Annotated in this window: 18 protein-coding genes and 1 pseudogene; 14 read left to right on the forward strand and 5 right to left on the reverse strand. The window is 71.0% G+C overall.

The features are described from left to right. Nucleotides 1–543: 543 nt before the first annotated feature. The 7 genes from NBX02_RS22355 to NBX02_RS22385 all read left to right on the forward strand — a co-directional run bounded on the left by NBX02_RS22355 (nucleotide 544) and on the right by NBX02_RS22385 (nucleotide 6,914). Entirely contained in the window at nucleotides 544–1,128 is a 585-nt protein-coding gene (locus tag NBX02_RS22355; RefSeq protein WP_250284719.1) for a hypothetical protein, read from the forward strand. A 5-nt stretch (nucleotides 1,129–1,133) separates the two neighbouring features. Then, entirely contained in the window at nucleotides 1,134–1,784 is a 651-nt protein-coding gene (locus NBX02_RS22360; protein ID WP_250284720.1) for an OmpA family protein, read from the forward strand. Nucleotides 1,785–2,215: 431 nt separating this feature from the next. Then, on the forward strand, nucleotides 2,216–2,974 hold the full coding sequence (locus tag NBX02_RS22365) for an ABC transporter ATP-binding protein (protein WP_250293003.1): 759 nt from the start codon (nucleotides 2,216–2,218) through the stop codon (nucleotides 2,972–2,974). A gap of 466 nt (nucleotides 2,975–3,440) precedes the next feature. Beyond that, nucleotides 3,441–4,739: a pyridoxal phosphate-dependent aminotransferase gene (locus tag NBX02_RS22370; protein WP_250284729.1), complete on the forward strand. Its 1,299-nt coding sequence runs from the start codon at nucleotides 3,441–3,443 to the stop codon at nucleotides 4,737–4,739. Nucleotides 4,740–5,249: 510 nt separating this feature from the next. Next, nucleotides 5,250–5,780: a Fur family transcriptional regulator gene (locus NBX02_RS22375; RefSeq protein ID WP_445548584.1), complete on the forward strand. Its 531-nt coding sequence runs from the start codon at nucleotides 5,250–5,252 to the stop codon at nucleotides 5,778–5,780. Between the two features lie 565 nt (nucleotides 5,781–6,345). Beyond that, a complete protein-coding gene (locus tag NBX02_RS22380; RefSeq protein ID WP_250293006.1) occupies nucleotides 6,346–6,657 on the forward strand; it encodes a hypothetical protein in 312 nt (103 codons plus the stop codon). Further along, entirely contained in the window at nucleotides 6,654–6,914 is a 261-nt protein-coding gene (locus NBX02_RS22385; RefSeq protein WP_250293008.1) for a hypothetical protein, read from the forward strand. The genes NBX02_RS22380 and NBX02_RS22385 overlap by 4 nt, the downstream gene beginning before the upstream one ends. A 310-nt stretch (nucleotides 6,915–7,224) precedes the next feature. On the opposite strand, the pseudogene NBX02_RS23465 reads toward NBX02_RS22385, so the two are convergent. After that, nucleotides 7,225–7,376, reverse strand: a pseudogene (locus tag NBX02_RS23465) (SAM-dependent methyltransferase); the annotation flags it as partial. A gap of 231 nt (nucleotides 7,377–7,607) precedes the next feature. Here NBX02_RS23465 and NBX02_RS23470 point away from each other — a divergent pair. Beyond that, complete coding sequence (locus NBX02_RS23470; RefSeq protein WP_445548585.1) at nucleotides 7,608–8,099, forward strand: hypothetical protein; 492 nt, start codon at nucleotides 7,608–7,610, stop codon at nucleotides 8,097–8,099. A 196-nt stretch (nucleotides 8,100–8,295) separates the two neighbouring features. Here the strand turns inward: NBX02_RS23470 and NBX02_RS22395 are convergent, their stop codons facing one another. Beyond that, on the reverse strand, nucleotides 8,296–9,309 hold the full coding sequence (locus tag NBX02_RS22395; protein WP_445548586.1) for an LLM class F420-dependent oxidoreductase: 1,014 nt from the start codon (nucleotides 9,307–9,309) through the stop codon (nucleotides 8,296–8,298). A gap of 734 nt (nucleotides 9,310–10,043) precedes the next feature. Here NBX02_RS22395 and NBX02_RS22400 point away from each other — a divergent pair. The 4 genes from NBX02_RS22400 to NBX02_RS22415 all read left to right on the forward strand — a co-directional run bounded on the left by NBX02_RS22400 (nucleotide 10,044) and on the right by NBX02_RS22415 (nucleotide 14,932). Beyond that, on the forward strand, nucleotides 10,044–11,489 hold the full coding sequence (locus NBX02_RS22400; RefSeq protein WP_250293018.1) for a thiamine pyrophosphate-dependent enzyme: 1,446 nt from the start codon (nucleotides 10,044–10,046) through the stop codon (nucleotides 11,487–11,489). A 128-nt stretch (nucleotides 11,490–11,617) separates the two neighbouring features. Next, nucleotides 11,618–12,613, forward strand: a complete 996-nt coding sequence (locus NBX02_RS22405; RefSeq protein WP_250284524.1) for an alpha-ketoacid dehydrogenase subunit beta — start codon at nucleotides 11,618–11,620, stop codon at nucleotides 12,611–12,613. 122 nt (nucleotides 12,614–12,735) lie between these two features. Then, a complete protein-coding gene (locus NBX02_RS22410) occupies nucleotides 12,736–14,433 on the forward strand; it encodes a 2-oxo acid dehydrogenase subunit E2 (protein WP_250284498.1) in 1,698 nt (565 codons plus the stop codon). A gap of 262 nt (nucleotides 14,434–14,695) precedes the next feature. Further along, on the forward strand, nucleotides 14,696–14,932 hold the full coding sequence (locus tag NBX02_RS22415) for a hypothetical protein (RefSeq protein ID WP_250284500.1): 237 nt from the start codon (nucleotides 14,696–14,698) through the stop codon (nucleotides 14,930–14,932). Nucleotides 14,933–15,178: 246 nt separating this feature from the next. Here NBX02_RS22415 and NBX02_RS22420 read toward each other — a convergent pair whose 3' ends face one another. Beyond that, nucleotides 15,179–17,023 (reverse strand): acyl-CoA dehydrogenase, encoded by a 1,845-nt coding sequence (locus NBX02_RS22420; RefSeq protein WP_250284502.1) that lies wholly within the window; start codon nucleotides 17,021–17,023, stop codon nucleotides 15,179–15,181. A gap of 218 nt (nucleotides 17,024–17,241) precedes the next feature. Further along, nucleotides 17,242–17,754: a hypothetical protein gene (locus tag NBX02_RS22425; RefSeq protein WP_250293012.1), complete on the reverse strand. Its 513-nt coding sequence runs from the start codon at nucleotides 17,752–17,754 to the stop codon at nucleotides 17,242–17,244. A 405-nt stretch (nucleotides 17,755–18,159) separates the two neighbouring features. Here NBX02_RS22425 and NBX02_RS22430 point away from each other — a divergent pair, with 405 nt between their 5' ends. Continuing rightward, nucleotides 18,160–21,396, forward strand: coding sequence for an AAA family ATPase (locus NBX02_RS22430; protein WP_250284507.1), 3,237 nt, complete (start codon nucleotides 18,160–18,162; stop codon nucleotides 21,394–21,396). Between the two features lie 141 nt (nucleotides 21,397–21,537). Here NBX02_RS22430 and NBX02_RS22435 read toward each other — a convergent pair whose 3' ends face one another. After that, entirely contained in the window at nucleotides 21,538–21,867 is a 330-nt protein-coding gene (locus NBX02_RS22435) for a hypothetical protein (protein WP_250284509.1), read from the reverse strand. A 288-nt stretch (nucleotides 21,868–22,155) separates the two neighbouring features. Between NBX02_RS22435 and NBX02_RS22440 the strand changes: the two genes are divergently transcribed. Further along, nucleotides 22,156–22,365 carry a hypothetical protein gene (locus NBX02_RS22440; protein ID WP_250284511.1) on the forward strand — a complete coding sequence of 70 codons (210 nt, stop codon included), beginning with the start codon at nucleotides 22,156–22,158 and terminating at the stop codon, nucleotides 22,363–22,365. Nucleotides 22,366–22,732 lie beyond the last annotated feature (367 nt).

Here is a 22,732-nt window from a genome sequence, read left to right on the forward strand (position 1 = left end):
TCGCCCCGGAGCCGCTCCGCGACCCCGGCCCCGCCGACGCCCTGAACGGCTTCAGCGCCTCGGAAGCAGCGGCGGGCAGCGTCCACGCACACTCACCGCCTTTACAGCAGCGCCAGCATGTTTGTCAATGAGATCAACATGACTTAGTGTGATCTTTTACGATCCGTTGCCGCTCCATTGCACACAGATCGACTGCTAATTAAGTTAGCATTACTTAATGGAAGGCAACCACACTTTAGCGGAGGGTATCGTGACGGCACTGACACCGCTCGAGGAAGCGACACCCGGCCGGGCCCATACCGTGATCGCCGGAGCCCGTCACACTCTGCTGACACTGCCCTACGAACGCCTCTGCGGCCGGGCCGGCCTGCCCGGCACCGCGGCCGCCGGCCGTCAACGGGCCGGTTGTCCACAGAGCCGGCCGTCAACGGGCCGGTTGTCCACAGGCTGACCGTCGACGGGCCGTGGGCCCAGGTCTGTCCGCATAATCGGGATCGCGCACAGTCGTCGCATCCATGCGGGAGGTCCCGGATGCTCCACCGGATGAGAACCCGGCTGACGCCGGTCACCACCTTCACCATCCTGATCGGCGTCATCACGCTGTTCGCCATGGGCTGCTCCGGCTCGTCCGGCTCGCCCGGTACACCCGCAGCCGGCGGCACGGCGGCCCCCGGGCCCGCCAGTACGGCCCAGACGGGCCAGGTGGCTTCCGCAGATGTCCCGGTGGCCAGCCGGACGGCCGGCTTCCGCGCGCCCGGCAGCATCTCGGGGACGGTCGAGGCCGGCCTGGTCGGCCTGAAGGCGGACGGGCGGCTGAGCACGCTCACCCTGCTGTGGACGCCGAGATACACCGGCGTCCCGCGGGAGAAGGAGATCTCGGTCTTCGACATGTTCGACGGGCACAGCCCCGCGGTGACCCTGGTCGACAGCGTCAACCTGAAGCGCTACCTCGTCGTCCAGGACAGCCGCAACGTCGAGCTCGGTGCCAGCGGCCCCAGGACGAAGACCGTCAACAACACCCCGGTCAGCGCCTCGTACACCTTTGCCGCACCGCCCGCGGACGTACGGGCACTCGACGTCTACGCCGACGACCGGCTGCTGTTCGACGACGTCCCGGTCGGCCGGTGATCCCCGTGCGGACGCCGACCGTGCCGGCCAGCCCCGCACGGCCCGGTCCCGCGCCGGCCAGGCCCGTGCCGGCCCGTCTCGGCGTGGCCGTGTCGGCGCTGGTCACCGCTGTGCTGTCGTGGCTGTGCGCGCCGGCGGCCCACGCCGCGACGGACGCCTCGACAGCTCCACCCACGGTGACCGACCAGGCGATCACCGAGTCGATCCGGGAGATCGATCCGGCGGCGGCGATCCAGCCGATCGACATCGAACGGTCCGTCGTCGCACTGCGCACCGAGCGGCGTGACGGTGCGGGCGTGGTCGTGACGATCAGCTCGGACGTGCTCTTCGCGTTCGACTCGGCCAACCTGACCGAGGCGGCCCGCGAACAGCTGGCCGGCATCGCGGCACAGCTCGTCAGGGCGACCGGCACGGTCATCGTCAACGGCTACACCGACAGCATCGGTACGCCCGCGTACAACGTGATCCTGTCCCAGCGACGGGCGGACGCCGTCGCGAACCTGCTGCGTCCGAAGACTCCGCCCGGCGTCCTCGTCTCGGCGACCGGGCACGGCGCCGCCAGCCCGGTCGCGCCGAACACCAACCCGGACGGCTCGGAGAACGCCGCGGGCCGTGGCCAGAACCGACGGGTCAGCATCATCTACCGCACATCATGACCGTCACCCACGACGATCGACGCCGAATCCGCACCCAGCCGTCACGAATATCCGCTGTCATGACCTTTTTGGATACGGTCGGTATCACAGTCCGGGGCCGTGGCGGCGGGTCCGTGGCCGTTCGTGCCCGCGTGGACCGCATCAGCCTGTGCGGGTGAGATGACTGGTGGGGACGCAATCCGCAATGCCGGACGCGTCCGGTGGTCGTACCGTCTCGGAACATGACCGAGGCAACGCGGTGGTTGTCGAGCTCCACATTCAGGAAATCAGCCGTATGGCCGGTGGGCCCCGCGGAGCAGGACGTGGTCACGGCCGCCTGGTGGCCAGCCCGGCCTGACAGCCCCATCGGTCCGGCCGCGTCGGATCCGCGGGTCATATCCGATTCACCGGCCGGACCGGATGAAAGGCGAGGATGCGGAACGTTCCCGGCCGTGGTTCTCGACCGGGCGACGGTCGCCTACGGCCGGATCCCGGTTCTGGAGAACGTCCACGGAACGGTCGAAGCCGGCCGCACCGTGGCCGTCATCGGCCCGGACGGCGCCGGGAAGTCGACGCTGATGAAAGCGCTGCTCGGGCTTGCCCCGGTGGTGAGCGGATCGGTGACGGTACTCGGCTGCCCACCGATGCAGGCCCGCCGCCGGGTCGCCTACGTCCCGCAGGTCGACGCGCTCGGGCCCGACCCGCGGGTGACCGTCGCCCAGGCCGTCCTCATGGGTCGTTACCGCTCGCTCGGCTGGGTGCGGCGGCCCACCCGCACGGACCGGGCCATCGCGGCACGCGCCCTGGAAACGGTCGGGCTCGCCCAGCATGCCGGGGAGCGGTTCGAGACGCTGCCCGGCGGGCAGCGCCAGCGGGTGTTCCTCGCCCGTGCCATCGCCCAGCAGCCACGTCTGCTGCTGCTCGACGAGCCGTTCGACGGCGTGGACGTCCTGTCCCAGCAGGCGTTGCTGTCCGCGCTGGCAGCCGTGCGCTCGGCCGGCACCAGCGTCATGATGTCCACGCACGATCTCGCGCTGGCCCATCTGACCTGCGACAGCGTCTGGCTGCTCAACCGCCGCCAGTTCGGCTCCGGACCAGCGGCGGCCACCCTCACCCCGGAGAAGCTGCGCATCACCTACCACGGCGGCGGCCCGCAGCACCTGTCACACCAGCGGCCGCGGCAGCAGCTGTCACAGCACCGCGCCGAATAGCCGCCCAGATGTCCGGGAGCCAGCCATCCTCGAACACGGCCGGTATCGAAAATGATCCTCTGGACGCCGTGGCCGGGCATCACGGCTGGGCACGGGGCCCACAACCGCGAGCGGTCCGCGCCGAATGGCCCACCGCGTCCGGCGACCAGGCGGGCTTGCGGGCCCGCGGGCCTGCCAGGCCGAAAGCCTTCCGGAGCGTCGGGATCCCGGCCATCGGGACCGGTTTCCGGAGCACCCGGACCCGACGGGACCGGATCCCGCAAACACCCGGCCATCCCGCCTTCAACCCATCATGACCAGGAAACCCGCATGGCCCGGAAAGCCCGCCCGCCAGCGACACACCACAAACATGATCGTATCGCCGTTGGCCGCTGGTCCTGCACTGTGCGTGCCCGAGGTTCCGAAAAGCGTGGCCCACTCGTCATGGGCGAGAAAACCCGGTGGACGCTGCACCTACTCTTGGTTCATGGAGTTCACCCAGTCCGACAAGCTCACCGGCGTCTGTTACGACGTCCGGGGCCCCGTCCTGGACCAGGCGACGAAGCTGGAAGCCGCTGGTCAGCGCATCCTCAAACTGAACATCGGCAACCCGGCGCCGTTCGGGTTCCACGCGCCGCCGGCGGTCCTTGAGGCAGTGGTGAACGGCCTCGCCGAGGCACAGGGCTACAGCGATTCCAAGGGCCTGCTCTCCGCCCGCACGGCCGCGGTCCGGTACGCGAACGGGAAGGGCATCACCGGTATCGACCCCGACGGGGTCTACCTCGGCAACGGCGTCTCAGAACTGATCATGATGTCGCTGCAGGCGCTGCTCAACGACGGCGACGAGGTGCTGCTCCCGGCGCCGGACTACCCGCTGTGGACAGCCGTGGTCAGCCTGTGCGGCGGGCGGCCCGTCCACTACCTGTGCGACGAGTCGGCGGGTTGGATGCCGGACCTCGACGCTCTGGCCAGCAGGATCACCACGCGCACCCGCGCGATCGTAGTGATCAACCCGAACAATCCCACCGGCGCGGTCTACGACCGCGAGATCCTCGAGGGCATCGTCGAACTCGCCCGCCGGCACAATCTGATGATCTTCTCGGACGAGATCTACGACCGGATCCTCTACGACGACGCCGAGCACGTCTCCACCGCGGCCCTCGCTCCGGACGTCGTGTGCGTGACGTTCAACGGGCTGTCCAAGGCGTACCGGCTGGCCGGCTTCCGCTCCGGCTGGATGGTGCTCTCGGGCCCGCGCACGCACGCGTCCAGCTATGTCGAGGGGCTCAACATCCTGGCCAACATGCGGCTGTGCGCCAACGTCCCGGGCCAGTTCGCCATGCGGGCCGCGCTCGAGGACGACGGCGGCGCGGGCGACCTCGTCCTGCCCGGTGGCCGCCTGCGCGAGCAGCGGGACGTGGTGTGGAAGCTGCTCAACGACATTCCGGGCGTGTCGTGCGTGAAGCCGAAAGGGGCGCTGTACGCGTTCCCGCGGCTCGATCCGGACGTCTACCCGGTCACCGACGACGAACGGCTTGTCCTGGACCTGCTCCTGACCGAGAAGATCATGGTTGTGCAGGGCACGGGTTTCAACTGGCCGCGGCCCGATCACTTCCGGATCGTCACGCTGCCGGACGTGGACGACCTCACCGACGCCGTGGGCCGTATCAGCAGGTTCCTCACCGCCTACGTCCAGGGGGGGGGCAGTCCACCGCCAGGGTGGCCGGCCCACCTTCGAACCGCAGCACATACCGGCGGGCTGACCGGCTCCCGGGAGACACGCTGATCCGGCCGGATCCAGAGGCGGCGGAACCGTGGCCAGATCCGTCCGATCCGTTGAATGCTGCCGGATATCAGCGTTTTCGGCGGTCTCGCGCACGGGCTCGACGAGGACAACCGTGGCCACGCTGGATCCGATCGGGAACCTGCGCCAGCCAGGAACGGCACCAGGCCGAAGATGACGATGCCGTGCGCCATACCGACCGGAGGACCGGGCCACACCGACCGGAGGACCGGGCCACGCCGACCGGAGGACCGGGCCACGCCGCAGCGCTGCCCGCCCCACCGCGGAAGCCGTAGGTGGAACAGGTCACGATGACAGCGTTTTTCACCTACGGCCGCGCAAGCCGTAGGTGAAAAACGGCGTGGCAGCAGCGGTTTCCACCTACGGCTGAGGGGTGTCGGGCGGCGCGGGCGACGGAAGAGACACCCGCGCCGAAACCGTTTCGTCTCCCTGACCATGACAGAGACCCGTCGTCCGGGGCCTCGGCCGCCGTACGGTGAGAGAGTGAAGGCTGTGCCCAGCGCCGAATCCAGCCGAGCGGCCCCTGCCCCGACGGCGTCGTCCCGGGGGGCCGCGTCCGCCGCGGAACCATCGCGTGCCGGGCCGGGTGGCGGCGGACGCCGGGCCATACTCGGCCGCGGAACCACCGTCCGGGCCACCCGCCAGGGAGACGCCGTCTGCGCCGCGCTGGCCGAGATCGACGCTTTCACCAGCGCCCAGGACCTGCACGCCCACCTGCGCGACATGGGGCAGGCTGTCGGCCTGACCACCGTCTACCGGCATCTGCAGGTCCTCGCCGACCAGGGTGAGGTCGACGTGCTGCGCCGCGACGACGGGGAGACCCTCTACCGCCGCTGCGCGACCGACAACCATCACCATCATCTGGTCTGCCGCCGCTGCGGCCGGGCCGTCGAGGTCGAAGGACCCGAGATCGAGGCGTGGACCGACCGCGTCGCCGCGGCCGCCGGCTTCACCGACGTCGCCCACACCCTGGAGATCTACGGCACCTGCGCCGACTGCGCCGCCGCCGGCTCGACCGGGTAAGGCGGAAATCCCCGCTCCTGCTGGTCACGCGGTACCTGCCGCGGCCCCTGCCGCATAGCGCGGCCGGGGCCCGTCGAATACCGGGCCGGTCACACTCGCAGCCATGTGAAAGCGCGGGATCCACTCTCGATGGTGTACGGGTAGGCAGACGTACCCGGCCACGGGGTGGTGATGATCTGCCATGGCTGGGCCTGCCCCGGGCGGGGAACAGCGGTTTCCGCTCCCGTGGCAGCCGGCGGTGACCGTCCGCCGTTATGCTGACGCGGCCAAAAAGCGTACACAACGACAAACCAACCTGGATCATGGCCTGTACGGGTGGCCATGGATGGGATCCGCGCTGCTTGACCGGCACTCCAGGTAGCAGAACTCTGCCTGCGTGACCGCGTGAATGGTATTGAAAAATCTGGCCACCGCATGGGTTTTATGATCGACTACCGTAACTTCGCGGCAGACGGTCGAACATCTGGCATGATCTGATCAACCTAAAATGCCATCTTCTTGCTGCGACCCTGAGGACCGGCTCGGGTTGGGCGACTGTGTTCTGCTCGGAGTTCCCGACGGTGTCGTGGACGGCGTCCTCGTCGGTGACACCGTTCCCGACGGTGTCGTGGACGGCGTTCTCGTCGGCAACGAGCAAGGCATTGTCGAGACGGTGTCCGGTGCGAGGGCGGATGGCGTGGCCGAGGCCTTGAACGGCGTTGCGGACGGCGGCCTGGACGGTGTCGCGGGCGCTGTCCTGGCTGCTGTCCTGGACGGAATTGCGGATATCGACCGGCATGGCCCGGGCGTCGCCTGCGCGGAGGGATCGACCTTCGGCACGGGCGGCAGTTTCCTGACCTTCTTGGCTTCGTACTGTGGTGCAGTCTTCACCTGTTGAACATTCTGGATCCGGATACCGTGAACATCGCCTCCCAGGTTCAGGGTCACGATGTTCCGTTCGGTCGCCATGTCGGACTTACCGTCCAGCAGGAAGCGGAGCTTATCCGCAACATGGATGTTGTACAAGCTGTCCCTTGCCTTGCCGAGGACCGTCTGTCGGACAACGAGCAGGGTGCCGTTCGCCGGAGCTTGAATTTTTTTCGACTCGGACGCCTCGACAGAGAAAGTTCCCAATGGAGTTACGATCTGCCGTGAAGCATTTACGGTGATGCTCCCGTCGCCGGACAGCGTGAACTCGATCGGGAGAAGCGGCGGGTGGTATTTGCCCTCCAGATCGCAGCCGACGAGGACCAGAACCAGCAAGAGGGCCGACGCGACCATTTTCCCCGGACCGAACGATCGATGCATGGCCCACCTCCGTGGCATCACACCTGGACCATCACCTATGATGATCATTGGATATGCTACCGCGTGCAGGCGGCGGAGCCGGCGTCTCTGTAAGAAACACGTCACCAAGATTCCTGGAAACCCGGACTGACGCCGCGTGCCGCTCATAGATGTAGTCTCAACCGGGCTTGCGGGCCTCGATCAGGAACCGCGTCGTGTACGCGACGAAGAGACCGTCGACCTGGATACGATCGTGCAGGGCCTCAAGCTGAGGCCGATATCGGGTAACGGTGGACCCGGGACCATCCAGATCACTTTGCACGGGAAGTACTGACATGAAACTTGACTTTCGCGGTTATGCGGTGTCGGTGCCCCAGACCAGTCGGAGGGTGTGGAGTTCCGCCGGGGTCGGTGGTTCGGGTCGAGTGGGCTGATATCTGGTGGCGATCAGGACGCAGCGAAGCTTGCGGCCATTTCAGCGGTGGAGAGGCGGGTCTTGGTGGTGCACCAGGGGGCGCGCGTGGTGGTCGGTGGCGTCCGTCGGAGTGGTGGCCGGCGACGGTGTACCAGACAGCGGTCAGCGTCTGGCAGGCCAGGCCGAACGGGACGGTGCGTTCCACGACGGCTTTCACCCGGTCGCGGGCCTTGCCCGACGCCGAAGATCTGCTTGGCGCCCGCGATCGCGACTTCCATCGCCTGCCCGACGCCGCCACCGTCCACCTGGACTCCGGCTACCATGGCCAACCGTCTCGCGACGTGCTCGCCGCCCACCGCCTGGCCGGTGAGATCGTCCCGAAGGGGGAACGCAGCCCGGTCCAGTTCGGTCGGCGCTGGGCCGGGGAGCGCACCCACTTCTGGATGAACGGCTACGGCAAGCTACGCCGCCGCACCGAGAAGAACGGCAGGGCAGTCGATTTCTACCTGTACCTGGCGGCAGCGTTCGTCACTGTCCGTCGTCTGATCCAGGAGGCGCGGCGAGGTACCGCTGGGCCAGCCGCCCCACCACCCGTCGGCTCACGTGGGCCTGCTGCCGGTTGCTCTTGCTCGTTCTAGAGCGCCAGTCGGATAACCATACGTATCCCCCCGAACGGTGGCCCGCTTCGATGGGCGCCAGCTACCGGAGAAGATCGGCGCTATTTTGTCGTTGTGTACGCTTTTGCGGCCAAAAAGCGTACACAACGACAAAATAGCCTGGATCATGGCCTGCGCGGGTGGTCGTGGATGGGATCCGCGCTACTTGACCGGCGTTCTAGCGACCGGCGCTCTGGCCTGGGCGGCTTTCGCCGAGCGGGTCGAGCAGCGCCGGGGCGAGTTCGCGCCACTGCCGGCGGGGCAGGCCGCGGCGGTCCGGGTCGAGCACCTGGACGCACACGTGGTCGGCGCCGGCGTCCAGATGCTCCTTGATCCGGCCGAGCAGGACGTCCGGGTCGCCCCAGGGCACGATCGTGTCGACGAGCCGGTCCGAACCCGCGTCCGCGAAATCGCTGTCGGTGAAGCCGAACCGGCGCAGGTTGTTCGTGTAGTTCGGCAGCCGCAGGTAGGAGCCGGTGTGCCGCCGGGCCAGCTCCCGCGCGGTCTCCGGGTTGGTGTCCAGGACGAACGCCTGCTCCGGGACGAGCAGCTTGCCCGGCCCGAGGATCGTCCGGGCGCTCGCGGTGTGTTCCGGCGGCACGAAGAACGTGTGGGCGCCGTCCGCCCGGGCGCGCGCCAGCTCCAGCATCTTCGGCCCGAGCGCGGCGAGCACCCGCGGTGACGACGCCGGCGGAACCGCCCGGTACTGCTCCCGGGCGGACGCGTCCATCTCGTCGAGGTAGGCGCGCATCTGCGTGAGCGGTCTGGTGTACGGCACCCCGCGGATCTCCATCAGGGACGCGTGCGACACGCCGACGCCGAGCAGGAACCGGCCGGGGAACGCCTCGGCCAGCGTCAGCTGCCCGGCCGTCATCGTCTGCGGGTGCCGGGCGAGGATCTGCGCGATGCCGGTGGCGACGGTCAGCCGGGGGGCCGCCGCGAGCATCAGCCCCGCGGTGACCAGCACCTCCCGGCCCCTGACCTCGCCGGTCCAGACCGCGGGATAGCCCAGCTCGTCGAGTTCGGCGACGGCGTCGCGCACCACGGACGCCGGCGAGTAGTCGAACTGGCCGCTCCAGATCCCTACCTTACCGAGCGTCACCGACGCGGACGGGTCGGCGGGGCGGGCCGCGGTGGCGGGTACGCCGGGCTCCGGCTCACCGGTGGTGATGGGCGTCTGCGCAACTGTCACCGCACCACGCTATCCGGGCCGGGGCGGCGACCGCCCGTCGGGCGGCCCGGCCGCGGCACCAGGCTCCGCCCCCGGTGTTCCGGGAGCGTCGGCTGTTCCGGGAGCGTCGCCGGCAGCGACCACCTGCCGGCTCGGCTCGGCTCAACCGCGACGGGACGTCGCCCGCGCGGCAGGCACCCACCGACCGGCCGGGATCCGTTCAGGCCCGCGCCGGGTGAACCGGCCCCATGGCAGCCCGCACCGTCGGGATGGCCCGCCGCGCCCTCCGCAAGCGCCGCACCCTCCGCAAGCGCCGAGCCGGACGAACCGGGCCCGGCGCAGGCCAGGCCGGACCTGTCGGGACCGGGCTGGACCGGGACGGGTCCGGGGCCGGGCCGGGCCGGGCCGGATTCGTCGAGGTCAGGCCGGGCGTCCGAGCTTGCTCGCCGTGTCCGGGCGACTATCGTCTACTGCGCGGCGGTCCCGCCGACCCGCGTGGCCGGCCGCGTCGGGCGCGTCCCGTGGATGCCGACACCAACGGAGATCCACCGGGTACACCCATCGCGCAGGCCGCCACCGACGATCTCGGGAACGGCCGAGGACGACCGGAGGACGCCATGTCCACTCCTGACACAGAGTCTGCTGACACAGAGTCCACTCCTGGCACAGACCGCCTCGACGCGGACCGCCTCGACACCGTCGCCGCACCCGTCCCGCGTAACCCGACGGACGCCAGTAGTGACAACACCGCGCCGATCCGGCTGCTGACGCCGGACGGGGACCGGCTGCCCCTGGCCGCCTACGACCCGTACATCGCCGACCTCACCGACGCCGACCTGGTCGGGCTCCTGCGCGACATGGTGATCGCGCGCAGGCTCGACGAGGAGTCGACCGCCCTGCAACGCCAGGGTGAGCTCGGCCTGTGGGCGAGCCTGCGCGGGCAGGAGGCGGCCCAGGTCGGCTCGGCGCGGGCGCTGCGCGCCGACGACATGGTCTTCCCGACCTACCGCGAGCACGCGGTGGCCTGGTGCCGGGGCATCGACCCGCTGGACGTCCTCGGCCTGTTCCGCGGGACGGCCCACGGCGGCTGGGACGTGGACGAACACGGCTTCCAGACGTACGCGATCGTGGTGGGTTCCCAGGTCCTGCACGCGACCGGCTACGCCATGGGGGTCACCAAGGAGACCAGGACGGGTCTGGGTCGCCGGCCGGTCGGGACGGCCCACCGGCCCGTCGCCACCACCGGCGGCACCGGCGGCACCGCCGGGAGCGGCGGCACCGCCGGTGACGGCGACGGCCTGCCGGCGACCCTGGTCTACTTCGGCGACGGAGCGTCCAGTCAGGGTGATGTCAACGAGGCGTTCAACTGGGCGGGCGTGTTCGAGGCGCCGGTGGTCTTCTTCTGCCAGAACAACCACTGGGCGATCTCCGAGCCGACGCGGCGGCAGACCCGCGTCCCGATCTATTTCAGGGCCCGCGGGTTCGGCATCACCGGTATCCGGGTGGACGGCAACGACGTGCTGGCGACCCTGGCCGTGACGCGCTGGGCGCTGCGGCAGGCCCGTCAGGGGCGGCCGGCCCTGGTGGAGGCGGTCACCTACCGGATGGGCGCACACACCACCGCGGACGACCCGTCCCGCTACCGCCAGGCGTCGGAGCTCGCGCGCTGGGGCGCCCTCGACCCCATCCAGCGGATGGCGGCCTACCTTCGTGGCCGCGGGCTGCTGGACGACGACGCGGCCAGCGCCCTGGACCGGGAGGCCGACGCGCTCGCGGCCACCATGCGGCAGCGCTGCCTGAACCTGCCCGACCCGGCTCCGCTGAGCCTGTTCGACCACGTGTACGCGCACGACACCGAGGAACTGGTCGACGCCCGGGCCACGTTCGCCGACTTCACCGAGACCGGCTCCACCGAGACCGACTTCACCGAGGCAGGCCTCCCCGAGACCGGCTCCACCGAGGCCGAGCAGGGCGAACCGGCCTACCGGAACGAGCCGTCCCACCGGGGCGAACCGTCCTACTGGAATGAGCAGGCGCACCGGAACGAGCCGTCCCGACCAGCCGGGACGGCGCAGCGAGCCGAACGTCCGGGTGGGCCACCCGCGGCCGTCCGGACGGGCGCGACGGTCCGGGCGGCGGTGGTCCGGCCGGCGTCGACGGTAGCCGTGACGGCGGCCCGCGGCGTCCGGAAGGCGCTGTGACCATGCCGCGCCAGAAGGACGTCGCAACCGTGTCGCGCCAGCGGGACGCCGCGACCACATCGCGCCAGCAGGATGCTGTGGCCGCGTCACCCCAGCGGGGCCTGGAGGCCGCGTCGCTCCGGCGGGGTATGGGGGCCGGGCCGTCGACGCTGACCCTGGCCAAGGCTCTCAACGCGGGGCTGCGTGCAGCCATGGAGGACGACCCGAGGGTCGTCGTGATGGGCGAGGACGTCGGCCGGCTCGGCGGGGTCTTCCGCGTCACCGACGGGCTGCTGGCCGACTTCGGCGAGGACCGGGTGATCGACACCCCGCTCGCGGAATCCGCGATCATCGGGACGGCCATCGGGCTGGCGATGCGCGGCTTCCGGCCGGTGTGCGAGATCCAGTTCGACGGCTTCGTCTACCCCGCCTTCGACCAGATCGTCACCCAGCTGGCCAAGATGCACTATCGGACGCGGGGCCGGGTCCACCTGCCCGTGACGGTCAGAATCCCCTTCGGCGGCGGCATCGGCGCTGTCGAACATCACAGCGAGTCACCGGAAGCGTACTTCTGCCACACCGCCGGGCTGAAGGTGGTGGCGTGCTCCAACCCGGTCGACGCCCACACGATGATCCGCCAGGCCGTCGCCGCGGACGACCCGGTGATCTTTTTTGAGCCCAAGCGCCGCTACTGGGAGAAGGCCGAGGTGACCACCGGCCTGCCGCTGTCGACAGCCACCCCGCTGCACGTCAGCCGGGTCGTGCGCACCGGGGAGGACGCGACGCTGGTTGCCTACGGCCCGATGGTGCGCACCTGCCTGGACGCGGCCGCCGTCATGGCCGAGGAGGGACGCGAGCTCGAGGTGATCGACCTGCGCACGCTGTCCCCGCTCGACCTGTCGCCCGTGTTCGCGTCCGTACGGCGGACCGGGCGGCTGGTGGTGGTACACGAGGCGCCGTCGAACGTGTCGCTGTCCGCGGAGATCGCCGCGCGGGTCACCGAGAAGGCGTTCTACTCGCTGGAAGCCCCAGTGCTGCGTGTCACGGGATACGACACTCCGTATCCGCCATCTCGTCTGGAGGAGCACTACCTGCCGGACGTCGACCGGGTGCTCGACGCCGTGGACCGGTCGTTCGACTACTGACCGGCATCCACCGGGCCACACCAGCGAAACGTTCGACAGCCTGCGTGATGCCGGAGGGCCGGGTCCCGGTCGTCAGCCGTCACTCGGTCATCGGTCGTCCCGGCCACCAGTTGGAGGTCACCGTGTCACGTGAGCAGTTCCGGCTCCCCGACCTGGGCGAGGGCCTGCCCGACGCCGAGATCGTCCGATGGCTGGTGGAGGTGGGTGAGCACGTCACCGTCAACCAGCCGATCGCCGAGGTGGAGACCGCCAAGGCGCTGGTGGAGGTGCCCTCCCCGTTCGCGGGCGTGCTGGCCGTCCGGCACGCCGAGCCGGGCGACACGGTCGAGGTGGGGCAGCCGCTGGTGACCGTCGACACCGACGCCAGCGCCGGCGGAAGCGGAAGCGGCACCGTGGATGCCGCCGCTGAAAGCAGTGCATCCAGCACCAACGGCACCCACCGGGCGGGCGGCGCCATCCCCGTCACGGCCGGCCCGGCCGCTCCGGAGAGCCGGCGGCGGCGTGGTCAGACACCTGCCGCGCCCGGCTCGGATCCCGCGTCCGGTCACCCGTCCGGTCCCGCGTCCGGCTCGCGGGAGGGAGATGGCGAGCGGATGCCCGTGCTGGTCGGGTACGGCCCGCGCGGGGGGCCAGGGGTGTCCAGGCGGGCCGCGCGCCGGAGCTCACGCCAGGACCCGACAGGCAGGGCGGACGAGGCAGCCGCGGCAACCAGGACAGGTCCGACAACCAGGATAAATCTGGCAATCGGGACAGGTCCGGCGACCAGGACAGGCCTGCCGGATCCGGCAGGCGGGGGAAGGCCGGCGGGTACGGGCGCGGACGCGGGCGGCAGCCCACGGCCGCCCGACGGCCTCGACGCGCCGCGGCGGCCGGCCCGGGCCGTCGCCGTGCTCGCGAAACCACCGGTGCGCAAGCTCGCCCGCGACCTCGGTGTCGACCTGGGCACGATCGTCGGCACCGGACCGCACGGAACGATCAGCCGCGCCGACGTCGAGGCGGCCCGGACACTCACGAACGGCCACGATGCCGGCCGGGACGCCAGCCATGACGCCGGCCGGGACACCCACTGGGACGCCAGCCCGGACACCGCCCCGGGTGCCGGCCGGGACCGGGTCCGCCGCATCCCGGTGACGGGCCTCCGACGGGCGGCCGCGCAGGCGATGGTGACCAGCGCGGCGAACGCGCCGCAGGCCACCGAGTTCATCAGCGTGGACGTCACCGAGACGATGGCGGCCCGCGACCGGCTGGCCGCGCTGCCCGAGTTCGCCGACGTCAGGGTGACCCCGCTGCTGTTCGTCGCCAAGGCACTGCTGACGGCCGTCAGCCGCCATCCGATGGTCAATTCCCGCTGGGAGGACGCGGCCGGCGACGAGCCCGCGCGGATCGCCGTCCACGAGTACGTCAACCTCGGGATCGCGGTGGCCTCGCCGCGCGGGCTCGTCGTACCGAACATCGCGGACGCGGACCGGATGAGCCTCGTCGAGCTCGCGCACGCGCTGCACGAGCTGACCGTCACCGCCCGCGCCGGAAAGAGCACACCAGAGGCGCTGCGCGGTGGGACGATCACAATCACCAACGTCGGGGTGTTCGGCGTCGACATCGGAACCCCCCTCCTCAACCCGCCGGAAGCCGCGATCCTCGCGCTGGGAGCGATCCGTCCGATGCCCTGGGTGTACGGGGGTGAGCTGGCTGTCCGGACAGTGGCGCAGCTCGCCCTCACCTTCGACCACCGGATCGTCGACGGCGAGCTCGGCTCCAGGGTGCTCGCGGACGCCGCCCGGATGCTCACCGACCCGGCCGTGGCCCTCGCCTGGAACTGACCCACCGACGACGGCACGGGCAGCCCGCCAGGACCGCGATCCGCGACCCCAGGCAGTCGAAATGATACCTTTTGCCACAAACGGGCGAGCGGACCGGGCCCCCAGAGCCATCCACCGGCGTGAACACAACAGAGCGAGCAGGAATCCCAACCAGAGCAAAGCGGGTGGGATGGGGTGGACAACGGAGGAAGAAGCTTGCCTGGTACGGTTGCGCCTTGCTTACGGCTTCCGGTACGGCTTCCGGCACAAAGGGGTGGAACGCATGACGCGCGTGGAGGCACTGCAGGCCGCGGACGAGTTCGTCGCCAAGGTCCTGACCTCCGCAGGCTCCAGCGGACGTTTCAACGGTGCTCTCAACCTCGCTGAACGGGTCGATCTGACGCTGCGGGTCGCGCGGTTCCTCCTGGAGGGGCAGGGCGCCTCCGAGACCGACGACCTGCTCAAGCGGGACATGCGCAACGAACTGGACCAGGCCTTCCCGCCGCTGCGCACGTCCTAGGACACTTCCTGTAGATCCTGAGAACACTTCCCGTAGATCCCGCTCGACGCGGGCGACGATCTGGGCACCGATCCGCGCGGACGCGGATCCATGGCACAAAGGCACAGGCACGGACGCGGCCGGCCTCGGGATGCCGACCTCATCCCGGGGCCAGGCACGGGCCCGCGGTGGCGCGGACGGGGCACCTGCCCGCGCCACCCGTCTACCAGCCGGCTACCGGTCAGCCGGCTACCAGCTGCCGGTCACTCAGAACGCCTCCTCGGGGAGGTCCATCAGGTCGAGGTCGGTGGCCGCCAGGACGCCGAGCCGGGCGGACAGCTCGGGCAGCACGTTCGCGGCGAACCAGCGGGCCGCGGACACCTTGCCCGCGTAGAAGGCCCGGTCCTTCGCCGACAGGGTCCCCGCCGTCCCCCGCGCCGCCAGCGCGTTCTCCGCGGCCTCGGCCTGGCGCAGCAGCAGCCAGCCGATGACGAGGTCACCGACGCTCATCAACAGCCGGGTGGTGTTCAGGCCGACCTTGTACACGTTGCGGGGATCCTCCGCCGCGCTGGTGAGAAAGCCGACCAGCGCGGCGACCATCGACTGGACGTTGTCCAGCGCGACGCCGAGGGCCTCCCGTTCGTGCCGCAGCGAGCCGTCGCCGGCGTCACCCTTGGCGAACGCCTGGATCTCGCCGAACAGCGTGCCCAGCGCCGTGCTCCGGTCCCGCACGATCTTGCGGAAGAAGAAGTCCTGCCCCTGGATGGACGTGGTGCCCTCGTACAGGGTGTCGATCTTGGAGTCCCGGATGTACTGCTCGACCGGATAGTCCTGCAGGTAGCCGGAGCCGCCGAGGACCTGGAGGGATGTCGCGAGCAGCTCGTAGGACCGTTCCGAGCCGACGCCCTTGACGATGGGCAGCAACAGGTCGTTGAGCCGTTCGGCGAGGTCGTCCCGGGTGCCCGCCGCCTGCGCCAGGGCGATCCTGTCCTGGATCGTGGCGGTGTACAGGACAAGCGCCCGCATGCCTTCCGCGTACGCCTTCTGCACCATCAGCATCCGCCGGACGTCCGGGTGGTGGATGACCGTGACGCGCGGCGCGGTCTTGTCCATCAGCCGGGTCAGGTCGGCGCCCTGGACCCGGGTCCGGGCGAACTCGAGTGCGTTGAGGTAGCCGGTGGACAACGTCGCGATGGCCTTGGTGCCCACCATCATCCGGGCGTACTCGATGACCTCGAACATCTGGGCAATGCCGTTGTGGACGTCGCCGACCAGCCAGCCGACCGCGGGCTGCTGCTCGCCGTAGCGCAGTTCGCAGGTGGTGGAGACCTTCAGCCCCATCTTCTTCTCGACGTTGGAGACGTAGACGCCGTTGCGCACGCGGGGCTCGCCGGTGTTCGGGTCCACCAGGAACTTCGGCACCAGGAACAGGGACAGGCCCTTGGTGCCCGGCCCGTGGCCGACCGGTCGGGCCAGGGTGAGGTGGAAGATGTTCTCCGGTACGTCCCAGTCACCACCGGTGATGAAACGCTTCACGCCCTCGATGTGCCAGCTGCCGTCGGGCTGGGGTACCGCCCTGGCGCGCCCGGCTCCCACGTCCGAGCCGGCGTCGGGCTCGGTGAGGACCATGGTCGCGCCCCACTGGCGCTCGATCGCGAGCCGGGCGAGGTTCTTCTGCTCGGCATTGCCGAGCCGGTCGAGGATCGCCGCGAAGGTGGGCCCGCTCATGTACATGAACACCGCCGGGTTGGCCCCGAGGACGAGCTCCGAGGCGGCCCAGGCGACCGAGGGCGGAGCGCCCATCCCCCCGAGGTGCGGCGGCACGAACAGCCGCCACCACTGGCCTTCCATGAGCTGGGCGTAGGACTTCTTGAACGACTCCGGCAGGGTGACGCTGCCGGTGCTGGCGTCGAAGACCGGGGGGTTGCGGTCCGCGTCCGTGAACGACTCGGCGATCGGGCCGGTAGCCAGCCTGTCGAGTTCGGCGAGTACCTCGTGGGCCGTGTCGCGGTCCATCTCGGCGAACGGGCCGTGCCCGAGCGTGTTGTCGACATCCAGCACCTCGAACAGGTTGAACTCGATGTCGCGGAGGTTGCTCTTGTAGTGCCCCATGGCTGTCTCCCGGGGAAGAGCCGGCCTCGGTGCTCACCGATGGGGCCGGCGTACTCCTACTGGCCAGTAACTCATACCCATGCTACCCGCCGGTAACCATCCTTGGTACGGATGCGCGGAATCCGGAACAACAAGCCGGAGCGAGCCAGGACCATGACATTGCGCAGCGAATGCCATGGCTGGCGACACTTTCCGCGACGGGGAGGCGGCCGGCGATCCTAGGAGACGTCGCCCCAGCGCAGGTTGCCGTCGGGATCGCGCAGGCAGACCACGGGACGTCCGTTGGCCCCCTGGACGACCTGGCCGGTGTCGGTGACGGTGCATTCGGCGTTCGGCACGGGAGCGGCCGGGTCGGGCGGCGGCGGGCCGGCCAGCCCCCAGCGCGGCTGGCCCGTGTCCGTCTGCTGGCAGTACAGGATCAGCCCGCTGATGGCCTGCCGCGGGGCGACATCGCGCGCGGATACGCATGGCTGACCCACGAACACCGTGGGCGACCAGTGCGACGAGTCAGAACCCGGCGGAGCATCGGTGAGGCCGCCCGGCGCGGCGGGATCGGACGCCTTCGGGGAGTCCTGCGCGCCCGGGGCCGGGGCGCCCGTCCCGCCGGTCGCGGCCGGCGGCCCGGAACGTTCGCCCGGCCCGCCCGAGGGGCCCGTGGCCGAGGCCCGCGGCGAGGACATCTCGATGTCGCTGCCGGCCGACCCGCAGCCGGCCAGCAGGAGCGCCGTCATCGCGACCGCCGCGACGGCACGGGCTGCGCTTCGGGCACGGGCTGCGCTTCGGGCACGGGCTGCGGCATGGGCTCTTAGACACCCGTGTCCTGCATGTCCAGCCGCCACACCGTCCAGCTTAGGCCGTGTCAGACGGATGTTGGTCGATGCGGGTGGCCGTCCGGGCGCCACCCGCGGTCGAACATCCGTCGGACGCGGCCTGGGCGCCGGCCGGCGGGGCACGGCGGCGCGCGGGAAGAACGATCGGCCCGGCGGGCGCCGGCCGGGATTTTCCGACTGTCATGAACCAGGAGTGACCGGGTCGGGACGCGTCACTCACGACTGTGGGACAGATCACGATCACCGGAAACGACTGACATCGCCATCCTGTCCCGTACGGCGGTTCTCCGGCCTACGATCCGGCACATGGTCGCCTGCCCGACATGCGGAAAGGCCAATCAGGACGAAGCACGCTTCTGCTTCTCCTGCGGTACTCCCCAGCCCACGTTCGGGATCGGCGCCCGCAAGACCGTCACGATCCTGTTCTGCGACGTCACCGGCTACACGGCCATCGGTGAGCAGCTCGACTCCGAGCCGCTGCAGCAGGTCATGTGGCGGTTCTTCAGCGCCGCCCGCGAGGTGATCTCCTCGCACGGGGGCAGCGTCGAGAAGTTCATCGGGGACGCCGTGTTCGCCGTCTTCGGCATTCCCGTCCTGCACGAGGACGACGCGCTGCGGGCCGCCCGGGCGGCCTGCGAGATCCGTGCCAGCATGGACGTGCTCAACGCCGACCTGGAGCGTGACTGGGGGTTCCGCTTCCGCATCCGCATCGGCATCAACACCGGCGAGGTCACCGTCGGCGGGCCCGGGACGGGCGGCGGTGTCACCGGGGACGCCGTCAACGTCGCGTCCCGGCTGGAGGAGGCCGCCGCCCCCGACGAGATCCTCATCGCGGACGCCACCCTGCGGCTGATCCGGCCGCACGTACGCGCCGAACCGGTCGGGCCGCTGGTCGTCCAGGGCAAGCGGGCGCCGCTGCGGGCCCACCGCCTGATCGACCTGACCCACCCGGGGATCGGGCCGGGGGCGCGGTTCGCGCCCGAGGGCTTCGCCGCCCCGGTGATCGGCCGGGACCGGGAGCGCCGCCGCCTCGACGACGCCCTCGAGCAGGTGATCGAGGAACGCACCTGCCACCTGTTCACCCTGCTCGGCCCGGCCGGTATCGGGAAGTCCCGGATGGTCCGGGAGTTCTGTGAGGCGATGGCGCCGCGGGCGACGGTGCTCACCGGGCGCTGCCTGTCCTACGGCGAGGGCATCACCTACTGGCCGCTGATGGAGATGGTCCGGCAGGCGACCGGGATGTCCGCCGACGAGAGCGCGCCCGAGGGCCGCCGCCGCCTGCGCGAGCTGCTGGAGGAGGTCGGTAACGTCACCAGCGGCGTCACCGGGGACGCCGCCGCCGTGGTGGACGGGCTGGCACCCCTGGTCGGGCTCGGCGGCGCCGAGGTCGGCGCGCAGGAGAGCTTCTGGGCGGTACGGACCTTCCTCGCCGCGCTCGCCGAGAAACGTCCGCTGATCGTCTGGTTCGACGACGTGCACTGGGCCGAGCCGACCCTGCTGGACCTGATCGAACACGTCGCCGACTGGTCCCGGGAAGCGCCGGTCCTGCTGCTGTGCCTGGCCCGGCCGGAACTGCTCGAGGAACGCCGGACGTGGGGCGGCGGCAAGCTCAACGCCACGTCCATGCTGCTGCAGCCGCTGAGCGAGGAGCGCTGCCAGCGCCTGATCCGCACCCTGATGGGCTCGAACGACCTCGACCCGGCGCTGGTCGCGCGCATCACCGACTCGGCCGCGGGCAACCCGCTGTTCGTCGAGCAGACGCTGGCGGCCCTCGTCGACGACGGGCTGCTGCGCCGCGAGGGCGACCGCTGGATCGCCACCGGCAACCTGGGCTCGGTCCAGGTCGCCCCGACGATCTCCGCGCTGCTCGCCGCCCGGCTGGACCGGCTCAACGCCCACGAGCGGCGGGTCCTGGAGCGCGCCGCCGTGGTCGGGCAGCGTTTCTACCTGGACGCGGTGGTGGAGCTCTCCGCCCCGGCGGACCGGGCGGCGGTCGCCGAGCACTGCCTGTCGCTGGTCCGCAAGGAGCTGGTCCATCCCGACCGGTCGGACCTGCCCGGGGTGGAGGCGTTCCGGTTCCTGCACGTCCTGCTGCGCGACTGCGCCTACCAGGCGACGTCGAAGCGGCAGCGGGCGGACCTGCACCAGGGGTACGCGAGCTGGCTGCAGACCCGGATGGCCGGGCGGCCCGGCGAGCACGACGAGCTCGTCGGCTATCACCTGGAGCAGGCCTACCGGTACCGGGTCGCGCTCGGGCTGCGCGACGCCGAGACCGAGGAGCTGGGACGGCAGGCCGCCACCTGCCTGATCGAGGCCGCCGACCGGGTCCGCCAGGGCGACGAGACAGGAGCGGCCGGGCTCCTCAAACGGGCGGTCAAGCTACTTCCAGTGACAGATCCGCTGCGGATACGCGCCGAGATCGACCTTGGCTGGGCGCTGTACTCCTTCGACCGCTTCAGCGACGCCGAACGCATGCTGCGCCAGGCCACCGACCGGGCCACCCGGATCGGCGAGGCCGGCCTGCGCGCCCACGCCCGCCTCGCCCACCTGCGGCTGATGTTCGCCACCAGCCCGGAGGGGCTGGTCGCCGAGACCCTCGGCGAGGCGACCCGGGCGTTACCGATCTTCATGCAGAGCGGGGACGAGGTCGGCGCCGCGCTCGCCTGCCGCAGCCAGGCCGCCGCCTACATGGCGGCCGGCTGCTACGCCCTGGCGGAACGGGCGATGCAGGCCGCCGTCCGGCACGCCGAGGAGTCCGGGGTGCTGCGCGACGTCCAGACGACCAGGCGCGACCTCGTCCACCTGCTCAGCCTGGCTCCCCGGCCGGTCGGCGAGTCGATCGAGCGCGCGCAGCGGGCGCTGGCCGGTGTCGGCGACGACCGCGGCCTGCGCCGCTCCCTGCTCGCCCAGCTGGCGCTGCTGCACACGATGGCCGGGGACGTCGACGCCGGCATGGAGCACCTGATCCGGGCCGAGGCGATCGACTGGGACGTGCGCAGCCCCCGCGGGGACCCGCTGTACGGGGGCTTCGTCGTCGCCCGGATCGCCCTGCTCACCGACGACCTCGACACGGCCGAGCACGAGCTGCGGCGCAGCTGCCGCCGGCTGGCCCGGATGGGCGAGCGCGCGCACCTGGCCACCCGTGCCGCGGCCCTCGCCGACGTCCTGGTCAAGCTCGGGCGCCTGGACGAGGCCGCCACCTACGTGTCGCGCTCCCGCGACGCCGCCGCCGGCGACCAGGTGCCCGCCCAGGCGGGCTGGTGCGGGGTGCACGCCAAACTGCTCGCGATGCGGGGGCGGGACCGGGAGGTCGAGGCCGTGCGGTTCGCCGAGGCCGCCTGCGACCTCGCCGGCCGGACCGACGACTGGGACGGGCAGGCGCAGGCCTGGCTGACCTACGCCGAGGTGCTCCACCGGACCGGGCAGAGCGACCTGGTCCGGCCGAAGGTCGACGCCGCGGTCGCCTGCTACGAGAAGAAGGGCAACCTCACCGGGGCGACGCGGGCCCGCCGGCTGCTGGAGGACCTCGCAGCCTCCGTGTGAGGGCCCCGTACCGGGCCCTCAGTGTGAAGCCCTCAACGTGGGCCCCTCCATGTGGGGCCCTCCGCCACGTGAAGCCCTCGGTGTAAGGCCCTCGGCATGCCCTCGCTCGCGGGCCCGGCCGTAGCCGGTCCCACGATCCCGTCAGCCGGCCGCCCCGCACCCGCGGGCGCGGGCTTCTTCCTGCAAGTAGTGGAGCTCCTCGGCCCACACCCGGAAGCGTCCCACCGCGGCCAGCTCCGCGGCCAGCGCGCGGGCGATCCGGGCGATCGAGAGACGTTCCACCGGGCTGCGCAGCCACGGGCGGTCCGCCGTCTCCTCCTCGGTGGCCCGCTCGTAGGCCGCCCGGTGCAGGACGATCTCCGCCTGGGCGACCTCGATCTGCTCGACCAGCATCCGCGTCCGCGTCCACAGCTCGGCGTCGCTCGGCACGGCCCGCCCGACCGACCAGGGCCTGTGGCGGTGCCCGCTCATCGGGGGGCCACCCGAGCCGGCCGACTGCGTCACGGCGGACCTCGGCATAACAGACATGGTGACAGGCACCGCTTTACGATCGGCGCCCGGCTGGGCCCGGTAATGATACCGCCGCCAGCCACCACTGTCCGGCGTCCGCGGCGGTACTCACCCTCTGGGTACGAAGTCGGCGGCAGGAAGTGAATGCCCCGCGACCACGGGTAGGACCGATAGCGAGATAACGGAAAGGGATCACATCGGAACTTTCCGTGTTGTCGATGGGGGCCGGGGGACGTGGTGGCCGGATCGGTGGCGGTTGTGCTGGGATTTCCGCTCCTCCTGATGGCCGGCATGCTGGCCATGCAGCGGGTGGAACAAATGATCGAACGGGTGCGCCAGCCGGTGCTGCGAGCCGTCCCGGACCTGGACGACGCCTGCGTCGAGGAGGTCGAGGAGACCGGCCCGCCCCCGGCCCGCCTCCTGCGGCTGATCGTCTCCCGGCACGCCGTCCGCCCCTGACCAGCCCCCGCCCCCGGCCAGCTCGCCGTCCGGGGCCGTCGACGGGTACCCGAGGCCGCTGGCAGCGTCACGCGTGCCAGCTGTCATGCGCGTCCGCGTCACATGCCGGGGTACGTAACCTGCTGGGGCTGTAACGGATCCGCCGAAGGCGGCCGTCGGCAGGGGAGTGCGACAGCCGCGTGGAGAGGGAAACCTCGCGGCACGGAGAAGGGCGGGTGTCCGCGCGCTGGCCGGTGCGCCCGATGAGGGCACACCCGGCCGGCACCCGCAGCGCCCCTGACCGGTACTCGTGGCCGGCCCGTGGCCGGCGCGTGGCCACCGCCAGCGCGCCGGCTCGCGCGGCCGGTCAGTGCGCGGAGCTGGTGGC

Source organism: Protofrankia sp. CiP1_Cm_nod1, from assembly GCF_920888515.1.
In the GTDB taxonomy this organism is placed as follows: Bacteria; Actinomycetota; Actinomycetes; order Frankiales; family Frankiaceae; genus Protofrankia.

Coding starts and splice junctions, on each gene's coding strand:
- NBX02_RS22355 (WP_250284719.1), top strand. CDS start 544: ATGAGAACCCGGCTGACGCCGGTCACCACCTTCACCATCCTGATCGGC.
- NBX02_RS22420 (WP_250284502.1), bottom strand. CDS start 17,023: ATGGGGCACTACAAGAGCAACCTCCGCGACATCGAGTTCAACCTGTTC.
- NBX02_RS22370 (WP_250284729.1), top strand. CDS start 3,441: ATGGAGTTCACCCAGTCCGACAAGCTCACCGGCGTCTGTTACGACGTC.
- NBX02_RS22415 (WP_250284500.1), top strand. CDS start 14,696: ATGACGCGCGTGGAGGCACTGCAGGCCGCGGACGAGTTCGTCGCCAAG.
- NBX02_RS22430 (WP_250284507.1), top strand. CDS start 18,160: ATGGTCGCCTGCCCGACATGCGGAAAGGCCAATCAGGACGAAGCACGC.
- NBX02_RS22425 (WP_250293012.1), bottom strand. CDS start 17,754: ATGACGGCGCTCCTGCTGGCCGGCTGCGGGTCGGCCGGCAGCGACATC.
- NBX02_RS22405 (WP_250284524.1), top strand. CDS start 11,618: ATGGGGGCCGGGCCGTCGACGCTGACCCTGGCCAAGGCTCTCAACGCG.
- NBX02_RS22435 (WP_250284509.1), bottom strand. CDS start 21,867: ATGAGCGGGCACCGCCACAGGCCCTGGTCGGTCGGGCGGGCCGTGCCG.